The following is a 21081-nucleotide window of genomic DNA, read 5'->3' as shown; positions in this document are numbered from 1 at the left end:
CGGGATCGATAGGCCTTAGCGGTTGATGAACGCCTCGCGGATCGCTTCTTCCATGCTGTCGATCGCCTCGCCGGAAGCGTTGGGATTGCGCCGCAGCACCACATTCGACGAATCGATGTCGCCGAACCCGTCGGCGGCGGTCAGCTCGCGGCAATCAGCGGGGATGTTGCTTCGCGAGATCGGCGCGATCGCCAGCCCCGAGGTAACGGCGAGCCGAAGCCCGCCATTGGTGTCGCTGGTATAGGCGACACGATAGGCGAGCCCTCGTTGTTCCAGCGACTTTATGGCGAAGTCCTTGCACCAGCCGGCGCGGTTGTAGAGCGCGATCGGCACGGGGCGCTCCTCATGCATCTGGTGGAGGTTGGATGTTACCCACACGGTCGGGTCGTGCATCAGCACCTCGCCGCCGAAAAGGTCCTCCCATTCGAAGACGACAGCCAGGTCGAGTTCATCGGCCTCCAGCGCTGCTATCTGCGCGCCGGAATGGGCGTAACGGACGGTGACTTCAACCTTGGCATTGCGCTTGGCAAACGCGCCGAGCGCCCGCGACAGGATCGCGTGGCCATACTCCTCCGGAATGCCGATGCGCACCGGCCCGCCGAGCGGAGGTGCCGCCATCGAAGCCGCGGTCTCGTCGAGCAGGGAAACGATGCGCCTGGCGTTGCCGATGAGTTCGCCGCCCCGCCGCGTCAGCGCCACGCCACGCGAGCCGCGCTCGAACAGGCTGTTGCCGACCATGTCCTCGAGCTTCTTCATCTGCATCGAAACGGCCGACTGCGTGCGCCCCGCGCGTTCGGCCGCCTTGGTGAAATTGCCGGTGTCCGCCACCGCGACGAAGGTGCGCAGGAGGTCACTGTCGAGGTTGGGTTTCATGGCAGTCCATCATAAGAAAATCTGATTGCTGACATCATTCCAATTCGTTTGCAACATGTCAAACGCGGGATGATAGTCGCGCTACCCATTGGATATGCGGCCGCGAAATCGGCCGCGGACCAATCAGAAGAGTCCTCACTCGTGCCCGCTGCCCGAAACGGTGGCGGGTTCTTTTTAGCCGAAGCCAGATCGGCCGCGGCCGCGCACGGAGACCGGAAACGCCCATGCAGAATCGGATGATGCTCGGCATCATGAGCCTCTGTCTCGGTGTGCTTGTGTTTTCCCTGCAGGACCCGTTGGTCAAGGCCGTTTCCAGCACCTATCCGGTGACCGAGGTCATCATGATCCGCGCCGTCGTGGCTCTGCCGATCCTCCTCGTTCTCGTCCATGTCGATGTCGGGTTGCCGGCGATCATCTCCCGGCGGTTCGGCATGCTGACGACGCGTGCCTTCATCCAGTTCGCCTCATACACGATCTACTACCTGGCGATTGCCGCCCTGCCCCTCGCCGACGCCGTGGCGCTCTACTTCATGGCGCCGCTGTTCATCATGGCGCTCGCCGGACCTTATCTGGGCGAGCGCGTATCCTGGCAAACGCTGACCACCGTGCTCCTGGGGCTGGTCGGCGTGCTCGTGATGTTGCGTCCGGGCACCGGATTGTTCGACTGGGCGGCGCTGCTGTCGCTGGGCTCGGCCGCCCTCTACGGCTTTTCGCAGCTGATGGCGCGCAAGATCGGCGATACCGAATCGTCCACCGTTATGGCGTTCTACCAGAACGGAGCCTACATGGTCGGCGCGGCCGTGTTTGCCTCCACGTTTCACCTCGCCGGCATAACGCATGCTGTCCATCCCAGCCTCGAATTCCTGGTACGACCGTGGCTTTGGCCGACCATGCCGGATTTCATGAAGATGGCGGCCTGCGGCTTCGTCGCTTCGGCGGGCATGATCCTTTTGTCGCAAGCCTACAGGCTGGCGCCCGCCAACCGCGTCGCCACCTTCGAGTATACGGGAATCCTGTGGTCGCCGCTGTGGGGGTTCCTGTTCTTCGCCGAGGTACCGCGATCGACGACTGTCATCGGCGCCGCCCTGATCATTGGCGCCGGCCTGCTGGCCTTGAACCTCAGCCGGCGCCGCATGCCCGAACGGGCCGTCACGGTGAGCTGCGATCCGGCTTGACGAGAAAACAGTCGTGGGCAGGCGTCACTCAGACGAGGCAGAGAAGCGCCCGTTCAACCCGCGAGCGGATTTCGGCCAGCGTGAAGGGCTTCTGCACGACATCGAGAATGATGCCGTTCAGTTCCTCGGCACGCTCGCGCTGATCGGCATAGCCGGTCATCAGCATGATCTTTATCGCCGGGAACTGGCCGGCGGCGGCAATGGCCATCTCGATGCCGTCCATTTCCGGCATGCGGATATCGGAGACCACGAGATCATAGCCTCCTAGCGCCGCCTTGATCATCGACAGACCCTGCGCACCGTCGGCGGCAATGTCGATCATATGCCCGGCGCGTTCGAGCGCGCGGGCTGCGAGGGTGCGAACGGACTCATCGTCCTCAACAATCAGGAGCTTTGCCATGGGCTGATATTTGGCGGCGAAAAGTTGAGGTTTTCTGAACCCGCCAACAGCCTTCCGAAGAAATTAGACGTCACCCTTGACGATGCCGACAAACGGCAGTTCGCGAAACGCGTGCGCGACGTCCATGCCGTAGCCAACCACGAAATAGTCGGGACAATCGAAGCCGACATAGTCGGCATTGAGTTCCGTCTGGCGGCGCATGCGCTTGTCGAGCAGGACGGCGATGGCGCAGCTTTTTGCGCCGCGCGACAGCATCAGGTCGCGGGCGAAGGTCAACGTCTTGCCGGATTCGAGTATGTCGTCGATCAGCAGCACGTCCCGGCCGGCCACCTCGTTGTCGATGTCGCGCAGCACCCGCACTTCGCCGCTGCTGGTGCCGGCACCATAGCTGGAGATGAAGATGAACTCGACCTCCGGCGACAGGCCGACATCATGCATGGCACGGATAAGATCGGCGGCGAAGATGAACGACCCCTTCAGCACGGATATCACCAGGAGGTCGTGGTAGTCGTGCCCGGCAATCTCCTTGGCGAGTTCGAGATTGCGCCGTGCGATGGCGGAGGCCGAAAACAGGACTTCGATATCCTTGCCGCGTACAACTGGCATTGGCTGCCTTTCCGGATGATTGCCTGTGATCCGCACTCGCGCGCGGCGTGTTGAGATGCGCGCTATTCGGCGAAGGTGACCGACACGGTCTTCACGCCGTTTCTAGGCACCTCGAGCCGGCTGGCAAAGCCAAATCTTTCGCCGGCCGCCAGCGGACGGTTGGATGTCCCCAACCTATATCGGGTTGTGAGCCCGTCATTGCCGGTAACCTGGATCTCCAGTGGCGGCAGCGGCGTCGAAGCGCTGCCGTCATTGGCCGCCTCTCCATCAACGAAAAGCACGGGCTTTTCGCCCGAAGCGTCGACGCGCGACGTCACGCTGGAGATACTGAGCGCACTCGCGGCTTCCTGAATGGCCGGAAAAGGTGCATGGCGCACCAGCGCGTGACCTCCCGAAACCCAGAACGCCGCCAGCGCCGCGCCGATACCGGCAATCCAGAAGATCGGCCCACCACGCGATGCGGGCGGCCGATCCACCGGGGCTTCGGGCTTGCGAAGCATGTCCATGCCTTCGATCGACGGCGTGGCAATGAGGCGCGGCGGAGGCATGGCTCCGTCCACTGGGGAGACAAAGCGCGGCAGAACCTCGTAATCGGCGTCGACGACATCGGCCGCACAACCACGCGTGATGCGTTCCGGCGCGGTCATCGCTGCCGGATCGGTCATGATTTCGCCGAAAACCGGGCGCGCGGTTCGATCCTCAGCCATCATGGCCCCAGTACTGCAGCACGTATCGCTTTTCGTTTCTTTTGCGTAAACGCAAATGGTTAACGCTTCCCCACCGGAGCTCCTGTGATCAGTCTAAAATACCCAACGATTAACCAACGGTTAACCATGCCGGCCGATGGTCATTCCACAGAATGGGCTGGCGAACCGCCGCCGCAAGTTTCAGGTCGTCGAAATTGATCCGCTTCGAAAATGTCGGCCTCCGCTATGGCATGGGTCCGGAAATCCTCCGCGACATTTCCCTGCATATTCCGGAGAGCTCCTTCCAGTTCCTGAGCGGACCGTCAGGCGCCGGCAAGACGACTTTGCTGCGCCTGCTGTTCATGTCGCTGAAGCCGACGCGCGGGCTGATCACCATTTTCGGCAAGGACCGCTCGCGCATCTCAAGCGCCGAACTGCCGCATCTGAGACGGCGCATCGGCGTGGTGTTCCAGGACTTCCGCCTGCTCGACCACATGACAACTTACGAGAATGTGGCGCTGCCGTTGCGCGTGCGGGGGCGCGAGGAGGCGAGCTACCGCACCGACGTGACCGAGCTGTTGAAATGGGTTGGCCTGGGCGAGCGCATGCATGTGCTGCCGCCTGTGCTCTCGGGCGGCGAAAAGCAGCGCGCCGCGATCGCCCGCGCACTGATCGAGCAGCCGGAGATCCTGCTTGCCGACGAGCCGACCGGCAATGTCGATCCGCCGTTGGCGCGACGGCTTCTGCGCCTGTTCATTGAGCTCAACCGGCTGGGAACGGCGGTGGTGATAGCCACCCACGACCTTGGACTGATGGAACAGGTCGATGCACGACGCCTGATCCTGGCCGGCGGAAGGCTGGATATCTATGACTGATCTTTCTGCCGACCATATTGAAGATCACGAAGCCGAGGAGGCGGTGGCGAAGCCGCGCGCCCAGCGCAAGATGGCGCCCATCGTTCCGGCACAGAACATTGCCGGCCGGGCTCTTGTGCTGGTCATCGCCATCATGACCTTCCTGTCGTGCCTGACCTTCGGCGCGGTAACGCTGGTGCGCGACACGGCATCGGTCTGGGAGAACCAGATCTCGCGCGAGGCGACCATCCAGATCAAGCCGGCCGACGGCCTCGACATGGAAGCCGCCCTTGTCCAGGCGTCGCGGATCGCCAGCGAATTTCCGGGCGTCAAGGGCACCAGGATCATCGACCGGGCAGCCACGGCGCGGCTGCTGGAACCATGGCTTGGCTCGGGTCTTAACATCGACGATCTGCCGGTGCCGCGCCTGATCATCGTCACCATCGACGAGAACAGCCCGCCCGACTTCGCCGCCATGCGGTCGGCGATCACGCCGAAATTTCCAAGCGCGTCGCTGGACGATCACCGCACCTGGGTCGACCGGCTGGTGGCCATGGCCCGCACCACCGTAACCATCGGCATCGCGGTGCTGGTGCTGATGCTGTCGGCAACGGTGCTGACAGTGGTGTTCGCGACGCGCGGCGCCATGGCGGGCAACGGACATATCATCGAGGTGCTGCATTTCGTCGGCGCCGAGGCGCGCTTCATCGCCCGCGAATTCCGCGGACATTTCCTGGTCACCGGCATGAAGGGCGCGGCGGCTGGCGGAGCGGCGGCCGTGGCGGTCTTCATCGTCTTCTCATGGTGGTCGTCGCGCAACATGGCAACGCCGCAAGCCGACCAGGCAACGGCCCTGTTCGGCAACTTCGCCATCGGCTCCGCTGGCTATTTCGGCGTCGCCCTCATGGTGCTGATCATAGGCGCGTTGACCGCCGCAACCTCGCACGCCACCGTTGTCGCCTATCTCAGCGACATCGATGTCCGCCAGCCGGACGCCGGCTAAAGATCAGGAGCGATCACGGATGAAGAACCCCCGTAACGCAAAGTGCGCTTTTCAGCTACCAAAGGCCATATTTCAGGATTAACCATGGCATGATGGACGCGCGGGATTCGACCAATACGGCTGGATGCACGCCAGTGCTGGTTGCGCGCTCCCATGCGCGCCGCACGGCGGGTCGATTGGGCACGGCCTTGCGCGTGGTTCGTTTCCTGCTGCTTGCCTTTGTCGTGGTGTTTGCGGGGGGCTTCGGCTGGTTCGCAAACAAGGTCAGCCACCTCACCACTCCCGCCAATCCTGAGAAGGCCGACGCGATCATCGTGCTCACCGGTGGCCAATCGCGCCTCGATGCGGCGATGGACCTTCTGGCCTCCGGCAAGGGCGAGAGGCTTTTGATCAGCGGCGTGCATCCTTCCGCCAGCCGCCGCCAGCTTCAGGCCGCGATCGGTGGCGACAAGAATCTTTTTTCCTGCTGCGTCGACATCGATCGTGCCGCGCTCGACACGATCGGCAACGCCGAGGAAAGCGCCAAATGGGTCGAAAGCCATGCCTATGGCACGGTGATCCTCGTCACCAACAATTATCACATGCCGCGCAGCCTGCTGGAGATGGGCCGGCTGCTGCACAATGCCAAGCTTGAACCCTATCCGGTGGTCAACGCCAACCTCGACAATGGCGGCTGGCTGACCAAGCCGGAAGCGCTTCGCGTGCTGTTTACCGAGTACAACAAGTACCTGCTGGCGCTGGCGCGTGGCATCGTTCCGGTGAAGCCGACGCCCGATGGTATTGCGCTGGCCGAGACCGCCGCTGGCGGCTAGACCCGGTTCATTCCCCGGCGACCGCACCTGACGATTTCTTCAAGCGCGCGATCTCCTGTTCGAGGCGTTCGATGCGCCTGTCCCGTTCGGCCAGCGCCGCCGCGACGTCGGCTGCTTCGAAGCGCTGCGGAATGTGCTGCGGGCAATTGGCGTCCCACGCGGCGACCGTGAACAGGATGACCTGTTCTGGCCGCGCCTTGTAATCGCCTGGCATCAGCTTCGCCAGCAATTCGTCATCGTCCTCGACGATGCGCGCCGTGCCCCAGATCTTGATGCGCTGCCGATGCATATAGTCGATCAGGAATAGGAACGCCCTCGGATTGTCCTGCAGATTACCCAGGGTGATGAACTGCCTGTTGCCGGAAAAATCCGCGAAGCCGATCGTATGTTCGTCCAGCACCTTGAGAAAACCGGCGGGCCCACCGCGATGCTGAATGTAGGGCTGGCCATCGCCATTCGCGGTCGACAGGAACACGCTGGTCTGTGCCTCGATGAAGGCGGCGAGGTCGGGGGTGATCGTGGATTGCCAGCCACCACGCTCCTCGACGCGGGCGTAGGACTGGCGTGATCCCTTGCGGGCCTGGATCGCCTTGACGGTCGGTGTGAAGGCGACGTCGCTGGTGAAAGCATTGGCGTTCATGGAAAGCTTCCTTCGAGGTCGGGTCGCTATGATTACCCCGTAAATATAATCCTTCCGCATTTCAGACGCAGATGGCATATACGCAACCAATCCTTCCATTTTTCGGAAGATCGATGGACCGTCTCGAATCCATGTCTCTTTTCGTTGCCACGGCGGAAGCCGGCAGCCTCTCCGCGGCGGGCCGTCGACTGGGCATTCCCCTGGCGACGATCAGCCGGAAGGTTTCCGAACTCGAGACACACCTGAAAACGCGGCTCCTCAACCGCTCGGCGCGCCGACTGACACTGACTGATGCGGGCCACGCCTATCTTGTCGCTTGCCGTCGCATTCTCGATGACGTCGGCGAGGCCGAGCGCACGGTCGCCGGCGAATACAGCACCCCGACGGGCGAGTTGATCATCACCGCGCCGATCGTCTTCGGCCGCCTGCATGTGCTGCCGGTCGTCATCGCTTTCCTCTCTGCCTATCCAGGAGTGGACGTCCGCCTGACGCTGACGGATCGGGTCACGCAGTTGATCGACGAGCATATCGATCTCGCCGTTCGAATCGGCCAACTCCCCGATTCCAACATGGTCGCCGTTCGCGTCGGATCGATCCGCCATGTCGTTTGCGCGAGCCCTGCCTATCTGGCCGAACACGGCACGCCGAAGACCGCACAAGACCTTGCCACGCACAATTGCATCACCTTCGAGGGGCTTGCCTTGGCCACCTGGAGCTTTGCCGCCGGCAAGACTGAATTCACGGTTCCCGTCCGCTCACGACTTCGGGTCAACACGGCGGAGGCGGCCATCGATGCAGCGATCGCGGGTGTCGGGATGACAAGGGTGCTTTCCTACCAGATTGCCGATGCCGTGCGCTTGGGCACGCTTCGCCCGGTGCTGGAGGCATTCGAGCCGGAACCATGGCCTGTCAGCCTTGTGCATGCCGGCCAGGGCTTGCTGCCGGTGAAGCTGCGGGCGTTCCTCGACTTCGCCGCGCCGCGAATCAGGGAACGGCTGCTGCACTCGGCGTGGCGAAGCCAACCGGCTTGAGCACACAGTGCGTTGGCCGATCACGAAGGAGCATCGGGGTCACTGCTCGTTCGCTCGATTTCCAATAATCGCGGCGTTTCCTTTTTGCCCGCGCTTGGTGTAACCAACGCACACTTCCTCACCGGGCCCCCCACATGCTCTACATCCGCTCGCTGGCGTTCAACTTCGTCTTCTACGTCAATCTGATCGTGCAGATGATCGTCTGGACCCCCTATTACTTCCTGTCGCCTCGCGATCGCGCCTGGTTCGTGCCGAAATTCTGGTCGCGCACCTGCATGTGGCTCTATGACAAGGTCGCCGGGACGAAAAACGAGATCACCGGCCAGGAAAACCTGCCAGAGGGCTCCTTCATCCTCGCTCCGAAGCACCAGTCCTTCTGGGACGCCATCGCCTTCTTCCCGTTCCTCAAGGACCCGCTCTACATCCTCAAGCGCGAGTTGACCTGGATCCCGTTCTTCGGCTGGTACATCATGAAGATGCGTATGATCCCGGTCGACCGCGGCAGCCGCTCGAAGGCGCTGAAGGCGGTGGTGGCCGCGACCAAGCAGGAAATGGCGCGCAACCCACGCCAGCTGATCATCTATCCGGAAGGCACGAGGCGTGCGCCCGGCGACGAACCCGCCTACAAATACGGCATTGTCGAAATCTATACGCAGCTGGGCGTTCCGGTGGTACCGGTAGCCCATGTCGCGGGCCTCTACTGGCCGCGCCGGAAATTCCTGCGCTATCCCGGCACGATCAAGGCGCGCTTCCTGCCACCGATCCCGCCCGGTTTGGGCAAGGACGAATTCATGGCGCGGCTGATCGGAGAGACGGAAGCCGCCTGCGACCAGTTCCTCATTGAAGCGGCCCGTGCGCCCAACCCGCCGGCGATGCCACCGTCGGCCGTCAAGCGGCTGCGCGAATTGGGCGTCGCGGCCAAGGGCTGAAACGACAGTCAGGAAAACGTCGCCAGCGCGGTGGTCAGGACCAGCGTTGCGGCAAAGACAAGGTTGATGATCCGCGACGCCACCGGCTGGCGCAGGAAGCGCGCACACGCAGTGCCCGCGAGAAGCCAGACGGCATGGATCGCGACAATCATCAGGGCGAGAACCGCCAGCTTGAGTTCGACGCCGAGCCCACCTGCGCCAGCAAACACGGCGGCAATCGCGACATAGGCTTTGGGGTTGGCGATGGCCAGGAGGAACCCGGCAGGGAATGTCGGACGCGCGGCCTGATCGTCATTGGCTGCCAGGGGCGGTGCTGTCGCGATCCTGAAGGCGAGGTAAAGAATATAGGACGCGGATGCGACCGCCAGTATCGGTGCGAGCTTCGGCACCGAGACCAGCACCGCCACGAGCCCGGTAGCCACGACCATCAGGACGGCCACCGTGCCAAGAACGATCCCCGAAACGTATGCAAGCGAACCACGCAGGCCGAAGGCGGCACCGACGGCGGTGACGCTGATCGTCGCCGGCCCCGGGCTGCCCATGACCACCGTGGCCATAAGCACCAGCCCGAGCAACTGGCGCCATGTTTCCGTGTCGAAAAGCACCTGTCCGGCCATCCTGGATCGCCCTAACCTGCCCCGCGCGAATGACGGTATGGCGAAGCCGGGCGGATGGTCTTGGACGATCGTGCGAAAAGTCCGCCGGCTTGACCGACGGACTTCAGTGCGATGAGGAGGCAGCAGACGGTGGCTAGGCGCTTGCCCTGTCGAGCGCAGCGATATCATCCGCGCTCAGCTTGAGCGACACCGCCTTGATCAGGCTGTCCATCTGCGATGCCTTGGTAGCGCTGGCGATCGGCGCGGTGACGCCGGGGCGCGCTATCACCCAGGCCAGCGCCACCTCAGCCGGCTTGGCCGAATGCCTGGCGGATACCGCGTCAAGCGCCGCAAGGATGCGCATGCCGCGATCGTTCAGGTAACTTCCAACGTCCTCGCCTCGCGCGCTCTGGCCAAGATCGGCCTTGCCGCGATATTTGCCGCTGAGAAACCCCTTGGCGAGACTGAAATAGGTGATGACGCCGATATCCTCTGCCATGCAAAGGTCGCGCAGCGGTCCGTCGAAGGACGAGCGGTCGTAGAGATTGTATTCCGGCTGCAGCACCTCGTAGCGCGGCAGGCTGCGCAGGCTTGCCACATTGAGCGCGGCGCGCAACTGGCTGGCATCGAGGTTGGAGCAGCCCGCATAGCGGATCTTGCCCTTGGCAATCAGCTTCTCGTACGCGCCAAGCGTCTCCTCGTAGGGCGTCGCCGGATCCGGCCAATGCGACAGGTAGAGATCGATGACATCGGTCTGCAGCCGCTTCAGCGATGCGTCGACGGCCTTTTCGATATAAGCGGCGGAAAGATCCTTCTTGCCTTGCCCCATGTCCGAGCCGACCTTGGTGACGACCACGATCTTGTCGCGGTTGCCCCGGCTCTTCATCCACTTGCCGATGATCGTTTCCGATTCGCCGCCCTTGTTGCCGGGCGCCCAGCGCGAATAGACATCCGCCGTGTCGATGGCGTTGAGGCCGGCATCGGCGAAGCGGTCGAGCAGGTCCAGGGAGGTTGCCTCATCGGCGGTCCAACCGAAGACGTTGCCGCCCAGAACCAGGGGCGCGATGGAAAGGTCGGTGCGACCGAGACGGCGTTTCTGCAAGACGGATCTCCATGATGAATTGGACGGGCGCGTGGCGCCCATTAGTTTTGAGGCTCGGCACTAACCTAGGTCCTGGGACGACGAGGTCAAAGGGCTGGTTGTCTTTTCTAGCCGCCTGGCACAAGCCTCAGGCCGGGATCATCCTCCGAGCCACATCCTCCAGCCAGTGATCGCGAATACCCAGCGCCTTGAGATGTTCCAGCGTGCTGAGCACGTAGTCCTCGTTGTTTCCGGACTGGCCGACGGCGCCGCGCACGACGGACGCCGCATGAGCCGCATCGAGCGCGCCGGCATATTGCTCATGGTCGCGGTCGACAACATAGGCCATCGCCTCGACGGTCGCACCGCTGTCGAGGCGAACCTTGAGCGTGCGCTCGAGATAAACGCTGGTCACCAGTTCGCGCTCGCGCAGATAGGCAACGACCTCGTCGCGCAAATCGCCGGGGACGCGGAACGCCAGCCCGACGCAGGAGCCGCCGTGGTCGAGGCCGAGCACCAGGCCCGGTCGATCGCGCGTGCCGCGATGCACGAAGGAATAGACGCAAAGCGACCGGCGATAGCCGTGCAGGCGCGCGCGCTGCGTCTCGACATGCGCGAAACCCGGCCGCCAGATCAGCGAGCCGTAGCCAAAAACCCAAAAATCGCCCATATCGCCGAGCCTGAATGCAAAAGAGTGATGGCACCGCACCGAAGCCGGTGTTTTTTCAGTCCGTCCCTACCTATTGTCGTTGGAAACGAGTCTCCCTCGTCTACAACAGCCATGCGTTAACGAGAGCCGCAGCATGACGTCAAGTGACGAGCTTCAGCCGAACCGCCGCCGCCGCCTCTGGTGGCTTGTCGCCTTCATTGTGGTGCTCTTCGGCATCTACAGCGCCGGCTGGTTTTATCTGTCGGACAAGGTCAGAAGCGAAGCCGACAGAGCCGTCGAGACGCTGAAGGGACAGGGCATCGTGGCGGGCTGCAGCAATCTCGCGGTCAGCGGCTATCCGTTCAGCTTCGTCATTTCCTGCGACACCCTTGGCTATCAGGACGACGCCAGGAACATCGCGGCCTCAGCCGGCAACTTCAGTGCCGTCGCGCAGATCACCCAACCCCTTACGCCCTTCGCCGACCTGCGCGGGCCGCTGAGAACCTCCATCCCCGGCATGCTGCCGCTTTGGATCGACTGGGAAACCCTGCAGGCAAAGGCGAAACTGTCCTGGCCCCTGCCCCGGCACATCACGCTGGAGGCCACGGGGCTGTCCGGCCAGACCGACCCGATCGACGATACCGACCCGGTCGAGCTCTTCTACGCCCGCACGGCAACGGGACAGCTGCGTCCGAACGGCACCGACGTCAACTACGCGGGAAGTTTCACCGACCTTGAGATCGATGCCGACGCGATCGGCGGACGTGTTTTGCCCGCGCTCGACGGCAGTGGCGACGTGACGCTGAAGAACGGCCTGACGCTGCTCGAAACCCAGGCGAAGAGCCTTCGCGGCCAGTCGATCTACATCGCCAAGCTGGATCTGTCATCGGGAACGGCGCGGATCACCGTGGCGGGGCCGATGTCGGTGGATGCCGACGGCCTCATCGACGCCGACCTGACCATCTGGCTCAAGGATCCCAAGGCCGTCGCGGCGATCCTGGGCACCGCGATTCCCGAACAGAAAAGCCAGATCGAGCAGGGCTTTGCCGGATTGGCGATGCTGGGCAACGAGCCGTCCCTGCCGCTGAAGATCGTCAAGAGCAGGGCGTCGATCGGCTTCATCCCGCTGGGCAAGATCAAGCCGGTGCGGTAGGCGGCCATGATCAGGCCGGTCAGACTTCTGAGCGTCGGTGCGCTGACGCTCGATACCATCCTTCGGGTGGACCAGCTTCCCACGCATCAGGGGAAATTCATCGCGTCCGACGGCGTCCAGATCGCCTCGGGCATGGCCACCAGTGCGGCATGCGCCGCGCGCAGGCTGGGAGCTGAAGTCTCGCTCTGGGCAAGTGCGGGGGACGATGCCGTCGGCGACCAGCTGATTGCCGGGATCGAGGCGGAGGGTGTCGACTGCGGTTTCGTCCGGCGTGTCGTTGGCGCCCGTTCAGCGCTGGCGTCGATCCTGGTCGATGCCCATGGCGAGCGCATCATCGTGCCTTTCTACGACATCCGTGCCCAAGCGGCCCCAGGGGCGCTCCCGGTCGCCGATCTAACGGCGTTCGATGCGGTGCTGGTCGACGTGCGCTGGCCGGGCGCGGCGGCACTTGCCTTGAAGGCGGCGCGCGCCATCGGCCGGCCGGCGATCCTCGATGCCGATACCGCGCCGCTGGCCGTGCTGGAGCAGCTGTTGCCGCTGGCTTCCCACATTGTCGCCTCCGAACCGGCGGCACGCATCATCTGCGGCCAGGCGCTGGATCTGGAGTCCACCTGCAACGATCTGGCATCCCGAACAGACGCCTTCGTGGCTATTACGGGCGGCGCGGCGGGAACCTGGTGGTTTGACAGGGCGGCGGGATCACCTCGCCATGTCCCCGCGCCACGGATCAAGGCAGTCGACACGCTGGCCGCCGGCGATGTCTTCCACGGCGCCTTCGCCGTCGGGCTGGCGGAGGCGATACCGATCGAGCAGGCGCTGCGTTTCGCCAGCGCCGCGGCCGCGCTCAAATGTCTGCGCTTCGGCGGCAGGCTGGGCGCACCGGACAGGGCCGAAACGCTGGCGATGGTCGCCGAACACTGGCCTGCTGGACAGGCCTAGCCCTTGGCCGGATGTTCGACCGCCTGGCGGCCGAAATCGGGAACGTCGATGTCCTGGCCGGCATCGATGATCGACCGTCGTATCGCACGGGTGCGGGTGAACAGGTCGAACAGCTTCTCGCCGTCGCCCCAGCGGATGGCCCGCTGCAGCGAAGCCAGATCCTCCGAGAACCGCGCCAGCATTTCGAGGATGGCGTCCTTGTTGTGCAGGCAGACATCGCGCCACATGGTCGGATCGGAAGCGGCGAGACGGGTGAAGTCGCGGAAACCGGAGGCCGAGTATTTGATGACTTCGGACTTGGTCACCGACTCCAGATCGTCAGCCGTGCCGACGATGTTGTAGGCGATGATATGCGGCAGATGCGAGACGATGGCCAGCGTCATGTCGTGGTGCTGGGGATCCATCGTGTCGATGTTGGAGCCGCAGCGGCGCCAGAACTCCGACAGCCGCTCCAGCGCTTCAGGGTCGGTGTCGGGAAGCGGCGTGAAGATGCACCAGCGGTTGTCGAAGAGATCGGCAAAGCCCGCGTCGGGACCCGATTTTTCCGTACCCGCCAGCGGATGCCCCGGGATGAAATGCACGCCCGCCGGCACATAGGGCTGCATCTGCGCGATGACCGACGCCTTGGTCGAGCCGACATCGGTGAGAATGGCGCCGGGCTTCAGCGCCGGCGCGATTTCCTCGGCGACAGCGCCGGACGAGCCGACCGGCACCGAGACGATGACCAGGTCGGCATCGCGGACCGCTTCCTCCGCATCCGTGGTGTAGGAATCGCCCAGCCCCAGTTCTTTCGCCCGCGCCAGCGTCGCGGTGCTGCGTGTCGAAATGGCGACATGGCCAGCCAGGCCCTCGCGCCGGATGACACGCGCCAGCGAAGAGCCGATCAGGCCGATGCCGACCAGCGCTATCTTTTCAAACATGGGTGACGTCATGGCGTTCTAGCTTTTCAGGAATGTCGTGAGAGCGGCGATAACGCCGCGATTGGCCTCTTCGGTACCGACGGTCATGCGAAGCGCGTTGGGGAAGCCGTAGCCGGAAACGCGCCGCAGGATATAGCCGCGCGCGGTCAGGTATTCGTCCGCCTGCGCCGCCGAATGTTTCTGGTCGTCGGGAAAATGGATGAGGATGAAATTGCCGACGCTGGGCGTCACCCGCAGCCCAAGTTTTGTCAACTCCTCGCTCAGCCATGTGAGCCAGGTCTCGTTGTGCGCCACGCTGCGCTCGACATGGTCGCGGTCGCGGATCGCCGCGATGCCGGCCTCGATCGCCGTCGCGTTGACATTGAAGGGACCACGCACCCGGTTGATCGCGTCGACGATATGCATCGGCGCATACATCCAGCCGATCCGCGCGCCACCCAGGCCGATCTTGGAGAAGGTGCGGGTCATCACCACGTTCTCGGCGCCGCCGACCAGCTCGATGCCGGCTTCATAGTCGTTGCGGCGGACATATTCGGCATAGGCGGCGTCCAGCACCAGCAGCACATGCCTGGGCAGGCTGGCATGCAGGCGACGCACCTCCTGGAACGGCACATAGGTGCCGGTCGGATTGTTTGGGTTGGCCAGAAACACGATCTTCGTGCGCGGCGTGACGGCGGCAAGGATCGCGTCGATGTCGGCGCGCTCTTCGGTCTCCCTGACCGCGACCGGCTTCGCACCCGCCGACTGGATGTAGATCTTGTAGACCATGAAGGCGTGTTCGGTGAAGACAGCTTCGTCGCCCGGCGCGAGATAGGTCTGCGCCAACAAGCCGAGAATCTCGTCGGAACCGTTGGAGCAGATGATGTTCTGCGCATTGAGGCCATGCACCTCGGCGATCGCTTCGCGCAGTCTCCTTGCGGTGCCGTCGGGATAGATGTCGAGCTTTCCGGCGATCTCCCGCGCGGCCTCGATCGCCTTGGGCGATGGACCGAGCGGGTTCTCGTTGGACGACAGTTTGAAGACCTTGGCGACGCCAGCCGGCGCGGCGCTCTTGCCGGGCACGTAGGCCTCGATGTCCATGATGCCCGCGCGTGGGGTTGGACGTGCCTTGTCCGATATCTGGCTCATGTCGCAAAATCCGTCGAGAACGCTTCCGCCTGGAAGCCGCAGCGGAAATACAAGCCATGGCCGCCAATGTCGAGAGGTGGCAGTGGTGCCAGGGCTCAGTCCAGCAGTCGGTGTAGCAGTCGGCCCAGCGGTCGGCATTGACGGCAAGGCGGCCGAGTTCTAGAAGGGCAATGAGATTCCGTGGTGATTTGGCCGGTCGGCTTGCAGCCACGTTAAACAACTTGCTAAAGGGCCGTTTGCATCCTGTAACCGGCTTTGCGACGGCATTGCCGGTTTTTTATTGTCCGCTCCGGCCGGATACCGCATCGGTCTCGAAAGGCTGATGCGGATCAAAGTGTGAGATGGATGCGATGGCCGCTCTGCGCGCTGGAAAAACCAACAACGAAGCCGACCAGCCGTCGAGCCCGGTGCTGCTCTTCGGCCCCGACAAGCCGCTCAAGCTCGATGCAGGCAGCGTGCTGTCGCCGTTCCAGATTGCCTACCAGACCTACGGCACGCTCAACGATGCGCGCTCCAACGCCATTCTCGTCTGCCACGCGTTGACCGGCGACCAGCATGTCGCCAACACCAATCCCGTCACCGGCAAGCCAGGCTGGTGGGAAGTGCTGATCGGCCCCGGCAAGATCATCGACACCAACCGCTTCTTCGTCATCTGCTCCAACGTCATCGGCGGCTGCCTGGGCTCCACCGGTCCGGCCTCGACCAACCCCGCCACCGGCAAGCCCTACGGGCTCGACCTGCCGATCATCACCATCCCCGACATGGTACGCGCGCAACTGATGCTGGTCGAACATTTCGGCATCGAAACCCTGTTTTGCGTGCTTGGCGGCTCGATGGGCGGCATGCAGGTGCTGGAATGGGCATCAACCTATTCAGACCGGGTTTTCTCGGCGCTGCCGATCGCCACCGGTGCACGTCATTCCTCGCAGAACATCGCCTTCCACGAGGTCGGCAGGCAGGCGGTGATGGCCGATCCGGATTGGCATGGCGGAAAGTATTTCGACTATGGCAAGCGGCCGGAAAAGGGCCTGGCCGTGGCGCGCATGGCCGCCCACATCACCTATCTGTCGGAAGCGGCCCTGCATCGGAAGTTCGGTCGCAACCTGCAGGATCGCGAAGCGCTGACCTTCGGCTTCGACGCCGATTTTCAGATCGAAAGCTATTTGCGCCACCAAGGCATGACCTTCGTCGACCGTTTCGACGCCAATTCCTATCTCTACATGACGCGGGCCATGGACTATTTCGACCTTGCCGCCGACCATGGCGGCCGGCTGGCCGATGCTTTTGCCGGCACCAAGACCAAGTTCTGCCTGGTCTCCTTCACCTCGGACTGGCTGTTTCCGACCGAGGAGAGCCGCTCGATCGTCCACGCGCTGAACGCCGCCGGCGCATCCGTTTCCTTCGTCGAGATCGAAACCGATCGTGGCCACGACGCCTTCCTGCTCGACGAGCCGGAACTTTTCGCCGCCATCAACGGCTTCATCGGCTCGGCCGCGCGGGCAAGAGGGCTCAAGCCATGAGCGTCAACGACACACAGCGCGTCGACCTCGAGGTCGTCGCCAACCTCATCCCGCCGCGGTCGCGGGTGCTCGACGTCGGTTCCGGCGACGGCTCGCTGCTGGAACTGCTGCAGGACACCAAGCAGGTCGATGGCCGCGGCCTGGAACTGTCGCAGCGCGGCGTCAACGAATGCGTGGCGCGCGGCCTGTCCGTCATCCAGGGAGACGCCGACAAGGACCTCGAATTCTATCCCGACAAGGGTTTTGATTTCGTCGTGCTGTCACAGACCCTGCAGGCAACCCGCAATCCCAAGCTGGTGCTCGACGAACTGCTCAGGATCGGCGAGCGCGCGATCGTCTCCTTTCCGAATTTCGGCCATTGGCGGGTCCGCCTGTCATTGTTCCTCAACGGCCGCATGCCGGTGACCAAGGACCTGCCCTATTCATGGTACGACACGCCCAATATCCACTTCTGCACCATCCGCGACTTCGTCAATCTGTGCGACGAGCTCGGAGCCACGGTTGAAAAGGCAACCGCGCTCGACGCCAGCGGCCAGAAGATCGGCCTGTCGATGCCGTGGTGGTTCTGGAATTTCTTCGGCCAGCAGGCGGTGTTCCTGCTGAGACGATAACCGGCCGCTGTCGGCCCGGCGGCTACCCAAGGACATCAGTCGCCTTGTGCGGATGGCTGACGCCATCTGCAAAGACGACGTCGGACTGGGAATTGCCCGTGCGCAGCGCCAGGATCTCCTGGTAGGCGGGCGAATGGTACCATCCGCGCACATGATCCCTGTCGGGAAACTCGATGACAATGAGATGTCCCGGCCAACTGTTCTCGACGACCTCGACGTCGCCGCCATGCACGATAAAGCGACCGCCGAAAGGCTGTAGCGTGGCATCGATCTTCCGCAGATATTCGACGATCTGCGGCCCGGGTGAAACCTCGCGCATATGGGCAACGGCGTAAGCTGTCATGACTGGCTCCCTGATGGATCGAAGCCGTACAGCCGGCCTCGTGCGAGCAATCTGCCGAGCCGTCATGGCGCGGTCGATTACTCGACAGGTAATCAGCATGATTATGTTGCCGAGCGGTCATGGTCGTGGCCGGCGCCGGCGGCGTGCTCATCCCGGGTAACGCCGCGCGACGCACCATCGGCTTGAACCTCAGTCAGTTCCGCTATTTCTTGCGTCGAACAGCGGCTGCGCGAGGCGGAGGTTCGATAGCGCCTGCCCTGACGCGGGCTGGCTTCAGCGGTGGTGCGCCCGCATCTTTCACGATCGTCAAGGCGCGTGGAAAGAACTGGTTGTTGTGCTGTCCGCGGCCGATATTGAGGATGGCCGCGCCGCTCAGATGCTTTTCCAGCATCGACAGCACGCGCCGCAGCGATGGGCCGTCGAAGGCGTCCAGGGCTTCGTCGATGATCACCCATTTCGGCTGGCGCAAGGCGAGCCTGGCGAAGGCCAGCGAGCGCTGTTCGTCGTCGCCCAGCTCATGGTCCCATCGCCTGGCGAGGTCGAGCGACGAAGACAGCCGTTGCAGACCGATCTCGGCAAGCACCGCCGAAATCTCGGCATCGCTCGCCGGCTTGGTCCCGTTCGGGTGGTCGAGAATTTCACGCAGCGTACCGGCTGGGAAATAGGGGACGCGCGGCACGAATATGAGGGTTTCTCCCGCCGGCAGGCCGATCCGCCCGCTTCCCCATGGCCACAGGCCGGCAATGGCCCGGAAGAACAGGGTCTTGCCGGCGCCCGGCTCGCCCGTGATCATGACACGATCGCCGACATGTATCTCGACATGTTGGTCGGCGAGCTTTGTGCATCCTTCAGGCGAGGCCACCTGAAGTTTCTCGAATGTCAGGCTACCGTTCTTGTTCTCGCCGACCTCGATGCGCTTTTCCTTGTCATGGAGCACATCCGTCTCGTCGAGGGCGATGCGGAAATCAGCCACGCGCATCAGCGTGGCGCGCCAATCGGCTATGCTGCCGATGTTGTTGACGAACCAGCGCAACGACGAGTGGACCTGATTGAAGGCGCCGACCGCCATCATCAGCCCGCCAAAGCTGATGTCGCCCGAAAAATAGACCGGCGAAGCGACCAGGATGGGGGCCACAACCGTGATCCAGCCATAGGTATCGGTTACCCAGGAGAGGTTGATCTGTGCGGTGTAGATGCGCCGCATGGCGACCAGAACCGTGCCAAGGTCGAGTTCGAGCCGCCGCTTTGCGTCGGCTTCGCCGTGGTAGAGCGCGATGGCATCGACATTCTCGTTGACGCGCACCATCGAGGAGCGCAGTTCGGCTTCGCGTGTGTAGCGATCGCTGTTGAGGCGGATCAGCGGGCGCCCGACCAGCCAGCTCAGCCACGAGGCGGTGCCGGCATAAAGGAACGCGGCCCATACCATGTAGCCCGGTATCGCCAGCGACCAGCCTCCGATGTGGAACACGAAGCCTGAGGACAGCTGCCACAGCACGCCGACGAAGGACACGAGCAGGATGCACGACTGCAACAGTCCGACCCCGAGATCCGTCGAAAGATCGGAGAGATGCGCTGCATCCTGCTGCATGCGCTGATCGGGATTGACGCCGATGGCGCCCGCATTGGCCAGCCGAAAGGCGCGCGCCGGCCGCATCCACTGGTCGATCAGGTCCAGCGTCAGCGCCTCGCGCAGTTTCAGCCGGAACATCTGGTTGAGCCAGGTCTGGCCGATATTTAGAACCAGCAGCCCGCCGGCTATGGCCGCGAAGACGAGAAGCTGGTGCAGGAATGCCGCCATGTCGCGCCGCGCGAGCGCGTCGTAGAAGGGTTGGTTCCAGCTGTTCAGCAGAACCTGCCCGATCGACGTGGCAACAACGACGGCCATGATGCCAACCGACATCCAAAGCAGCCAATTGCGAACCGGCGATCCGACAAGGGCACGCCAGGTCGTCGCCACCTGGTCGCGCAGGCTGGTTTCGACGGCAGCCGCAGCCGGTCGAACGCTGGCGTCGACGTCCGGCTGATCATTCATGGGCGCGATTCCTTGCGATCCTGACGGCGTTGCCAGCGGTCGCGGTCGGGTGCGCGCGCGGCTCGGGCAGCGAGCGCGACAGATAGGCCGGCAAAACCCCGGAAGCGCAAGACGCCGCTACGATCACGAACGCGTCACCCGGCGGACCGATGGCACACCCACCTCTGGCGCCCGGCCAAGGCGGGTGGCGCCGTGCGGCGAGAAAACCGGGACGAACACACGGCGTGAGGCGCGCTGGGCGACCGGCACGCCCTGATAGAGGCGCTTTTGCGCCTCGACAACGATGACACCCGAAAAGATCGGCCACAACCGGCGGCCGGCGCGCTCGAGTATATTGTGGAATTGCATCATGAAGCGCCGCCGGGACGGCGGGAAGAACAGCGCGTCCGACCAGGCCGCCGGCGTGAAGTTTGCCTCACGCAGCAATTCGGTGAGCTGCCCGCGCGAGAACGGGCGGCCGCTGCCAAAAGGCGTATGTTCGAAACGCGCCCAGACGCCACGCCGGTTTGGCACGACGATGACGACGCGGCCGGCGGGCGAAAGTACGCGCCAGATCTCGTTCAGCGTCTCGCGCGGGTTTTCGACATGTTCGAGCGAATGGACCAGCAGCATGCGGTCGATACAGGAATCGACCAGCGGAAGTTCCTCGTCAAAGACGAGTGCGGTCGCGGCCGGGCCGTTTGCCGGCCAGACCACGGCGCCTTGCGTTGCCGGCATGAAGGCAAAGACCCGCTCCGCGTCTGTCCCGAACCGCTCCAGCCAGGGCAAGGTGTAGCCCAGGCCCACGAGCCTTTCGTTGGGCACGGTCGCCCAGATCGAGGACAGCGCCATGGTGATCGAACGCTCGGCGAACCGGCCGAGCGTTGTCGAATAGAAGGAGCGAAGATCGACGATGTCGGAATGCATGTGAGGGATGTAGCCGTGATGCCAGCAGGTTTCAACAAAGGCGGCCCGATGCCGCCGACATTGCGGATGACATCCGCCTGCCAGCGCCCTATGTCTGCGTCTACTCCCGCGTTGGCCCCGAAATCGGTTTCGATTTCGCAAGGCACGATGCCGCCGACAAAGATTTTAGAGCGTTCTTTGCGCGTCCAAGTGAG

At 63.5% G+C, this 21081-nt stretch carries 23 protein-coding genes and 1 riboswitch; of the genes, 10 read left to right on the top strand and 13 right to left on the bottom strand.

Annotated features, from left to right (window positions below; all coding sequences use genetic code 11):
* Positions 1 to 15: 15 nt before the first annotated feature.
* Positions 16 to 873, bottom strand: a complete 858-nt coding sequence (locus tag ACO07C_RS21220) for a LysR family transcriptional regulator (protein WP_421916114.1) — start codon at positions 871 to 873, stop codon at positions 16 to 18.
* Between the two features lie 224 nt (positions 874 to 1097).
* On the opposite strand from ACO07C_RS21220, the gene ACO07C_RS21215 reads away from it, so the two are divergent.
* Positions 1098 to 2048, top strand: a complete 951-nt coding sequence (locus ACO07C_RS21215) for a DMT family transporter (protein WP_421916113.1) — start codon at positions 1098 to 1100, stop codon at positions 2046 to 2048.
* Between the two features lie 28 nt (positions 2049 to 2076).
* On the opposite strand, the gene ACO07C_RS21210 is transcribed toward ACO07C_RS21215, so the two are convergent.
* The 3 genes from ACO07C_RS21210 to ACO07C_RS21200 all read right to left on the bottom strand — a co-directional run bounded on the left by ACO07C_RS21210 (position 2077) and on the right by ACO07C_RS21200 (position 3764).
* Positions 2077 to 2448 (bottom strand): response regulator, encoded by a 372-nt coding sequence (locus ACO07C_RS21210; protein ID WP_421916112.1) that lies wholly within the window; start codon positions 2446 to 2448, stop codon positions 2077 to 2079.
* 63 nt (positions 2449 to 2511) lie between these two features.
* On the bottom strand, positions 2512 to 3054 hold the full coding sequence (gene hpt / locus ACO07C_RS21205) for a hypoxanthine phosphoribosyltransferase (RefSeq protein ID WP_227345102.1): 543 nt from the start codon (positions 3052 to 3054) through the stop codon (positions 2512 to 2514).
* A 62-nt stretch (positions 3055 to 3116) separates the two neighbouring features.
* Positions 3117 to 3764: a hypothetical protein gene (locus tag ACO07C_RS21200; protein WP_421916111.1), complete on the bottom strand. Its 648-nt coding sequence runs from the start codon at positions 3762 to 3764 to the stop codon at positions 3117 to 3119.
* 191 nt (positions 3765 to 3955) lie between these two features.
* On the opposite strand from ACO07C_RS21200, the gene ftsE reads away from it, so the two are divergent.
* The 3 genes from ftsE to ACO07C_RS21185 all read left to right on the top strand — a co-directional run bounded on the left by ftsE (position 3956) and on the right by ACO07C_RS21185 (position 6409).
* Positions 3956 to 4615: a cell division ATP-binding protein FtsE gene (gene ftsE / locus ACO07C_RS21195; RefSeq protein WP_421916110.1), complete on the top strand. Its 660-nt coding sequence runs from the start codon at positions 3956 to 3958 to the stop codon at positions 4613 to 4615.
* Complete coding sequence (locus tag ACO07C_RS21190) at positions 4608 to 5597, top strand: cell division protein FtsX (protein ID WP_421916109.1); 990 nt, start codon at positions 4608 to 4610, stop codon at positions 5595 to 5597. The genes ftsE and ACO07C_RS21190 overlap by 8 nt, the downstream gene beginning before the upstream one ends.
* Before the next feature lie 89 nt (positions 5598 to 5686).
* A complete protein-coding gene (locus tag ACO07C_RS21185; RefSeq protein ID WP_421916108.1) occupies positions 5687 to 6409 on the top strand; it encodes a YdcF family protein in 723 nt (240 codons plus the stop codon).
* A gap of 7 nt (positions 6410 to 6416) precedes the next feature.
* On the opposite strand, the gene ACO07C_RS21180 is transcribed toward ACO07C_RS21185, so the two are convergent.
* Entirely contained in the window at positions 6417 to 7049 is a 633-nt protein-coding gene (locus tag ACO07C_RS21180) for a pyridoxamine 5'-phosphate oxidase family protein (RefSeq protein WP_421916107.1), read from the bottom strand.
* Between the two features lie 113 nt (positions 7050 to 7162).
* On the opposite strand from ACO07C_RS21180, the gene ACO07C_RS21175 reads away from it, so the two are divergent.
* Both ACO07C_RS21175 and ACO07C_RS21170 read left to right on the top strand, forming a co-directional pair.
* Entirely contained in the window at positions 7163 to 8080 is a 918-nt protein-coding gene (locus ACO07C_RS21175) for a LysR family transcriptional regulator (protein WP_421916106.1), read from the top strand.
* Between the two features lie 134 nt (positions 8081 to 8214).
* Positions 8215 to 9009, top strand: coding sequence for a lysophospholipid acyltransferase family protein (locus ACO07C_RS21170; protein WP_421916105.1), 795 nt, complete (start codon positions 8215 to 8217; stop codon positions 9007 to 9009).
* Between the two features lie 8 nt (positions 9010 to 9017).
* On the opposite strand, the gene ACO07C_RS21165 is transcribed toward ACO07C_RS21170, so the two are convergent.
* From ACO07C_RS21165 to ACO07C_RS21155, 3 genes are all read right to left on the bottom strand, one after another.
* Positions 9018 to 9626 (bottom strand): LysE family translocator, encoded by a 609-nt coding sequence (locus ACO07C_RS21165; RefSeq protein ID WP_421916104.1) that lies wholly within the window; start codon positions 9624 to 9626, stop codon positions 9018 to 9020.
* A gap of 133 nt (positions 9627 to 9759) precedes the next feature.
* Positions 9760 to 10707: an aldo/keto reductase gene (locus ACO07C_RS21160; RefSeq protein ID WP_421916103.1), complete on the bottom strand. Its 948-nt coding sequence runs from the start codon at positions 10705 to 10707 to the stop codon at positions 9760 to 9762.
* A gap of 127 nt (positions 10708 to 10834) precedes the next feature.
* Positions 10835 to 11356 (bottom strand): gamma-glutamylcyclotransferase, encoded by a 522-nt coding sequence (locus ACO07C_RS21155; RefSeq protein WP_421916102.1) that lies wholly within the window; start codon positions 11354 to 11356, stop codon positions 10835 to 10837.
* Positions 11357 to 11489: 133 nt separating this feature from the next.
* Here ACO07C_RS21155 and ACO07C_RS21150 point away from each other — a divergent pair, with 133 nt between their 5' ends.
* Together ACO07C_RS21150 and ACO07C_RS21145 are read left to right on the top strand one after the other, a co-directional pair.
* On the top strand, positions 11490 to 12488 hold the full coding sequence (locus tag ACO07C_RS21150) for a DUF2125 domain-containing protein (protein WP_421916101.1): 999 nt from the start codon (positions 11490 to 11492) through the stop codon (positions 12486 to 12488).
* 6 nt (positions 12489 to 12494) lie between these two features.
* Positions 12495 to 13427 (top strand): sugar kinase, encoded by a 933-nt coding sequence (locus ACO07C_RS21145; protein WP_421916100.1) that lies wholly within the window; start codon positions 12495 to 12497, stop codon positions 13425 to 13427.
* On the opposite strand, the gene ACO07C_RS21140 is transcribed toward ACO07C_RS21145, so the two are convergent.
* Both ACO07C_RS21140 and hisC read right to left on the bottom strand, forming a co-directional pair.
* A complete protein-coding gene (locus tag ACO07C_RS21140) occupies positions 13424 to 14359 on the bottom strand; it encodes a prephenate/arogenate dehydrogenase family protein (RefSeq protein WP_421916099.1) in 936 nt (311 codons plus the stop codon). The genes ACO07C_RS21145 and ACO07C_RS21140 overlap by 4 nt on opposite strands.
* A gap of 6 nt (positions 14360 to 14365) precedes the next feature.
* Complete coding sequence (hisC, locus tag ACO07C_RS21135) at positions 14366 to 15475, bottom strand: histidinol-phosphate transaminase (protein WP_421916098.1); 1110 nt, start codon at positions 15473 to 15475, stop codon at positions 14366 to 14368.
* Between the two features lie 170 nt (positions 15476 to 15645).
* Positions 15646 to 15723, top strand: a riboswitch (SAM riboswitch).
* 102 nt (positions 15724 to 15825) lie between these two features.
* Here hisC and metX point away from each other — a divergent pair.
* Positions 15826 to 16995: a homoserine O-acetyltransferase MetX gene (gene metX, locus ACO07C_RS21130; RefSeq protein ID WP_421916097.1), complete on the top strand. Its 1170-nt coding sequence runs from the start codon at positions 15826 to 15828 to the stop codon at positions 16993 to 16995.
* Positions 16992 to 17606 (top strand): methionine biosynthesis protein MetW, encoded by a 615-nt coding sequence (gene metW, locus ACO07C_RS21125; RefSeq protein ID WP_421916096.1) that lies wholly within the window; start codon positions 16992 to 16994, stop codon positions 17604 to 17606. Before metX ends, metW begins: the two co-directional genes overlap by 4 nt.
* A gap of 22 nt (positions 17607 to 17628) precedes the next feature.
* Here the strand turns inward: metW and ACO07C_RS21120 are convergent, their stop codons facing one another.
* From ACO07C_RS21120 to ACO07C_RS21110, 3 genes are all read right to left on the bottom strand, one after another.
* Positions 17629 to 17949: a DUF1330 domain-containing protein gene (locus tag ACO07C_RS21120; RefSeq protein WP_421916095.1), complete on the bottom strand. Its 321-nt coding sequence runs from the start codon at positions 17947 to 17949 to the stop codon at positions 17629 to 17631.
* A 202-nt stretch (positions 17950 to 18151) separates the two neighbouring features.
* On the bottom strand, positions 18152 to 19981 hold the full coding sequence (locus ACO07C_RS21115) for an ABC transporter ATP-binding protein/permease (protein WP_421916094.1): 1830 nt from the start codon (positions 19979 to 19981) through the stop codon (positions 18152 to 18154).
* Positions 19982 to 20104: 123 nt separating this feature from the next.
* Positions 20105 to 20887, bottom strand: a complete 783-nt coding sequence (locus ACO07C_RS21110) for a class I SAM-dependent methyltransferase (protein ID WP_421916093.1) — start codon at positions 20885 to 20887, stop codon at positions 20105 to 20107.
* Positions 20888 to 21081: the final 194 nt, after the last annotated feature.

The sequence above is a fragment of the Mesorhizobium sp. genome (assembly GCF_965229135.1).
Lineage (GTDB): Bacteria > Pseudomonadota > Alphaproteobacteria > Rhizobiales > Rhizobiaceae > Mesorhizobium.
This window is presented reverse-complemented; position numbering and strand designations above follow the sequence as displayed.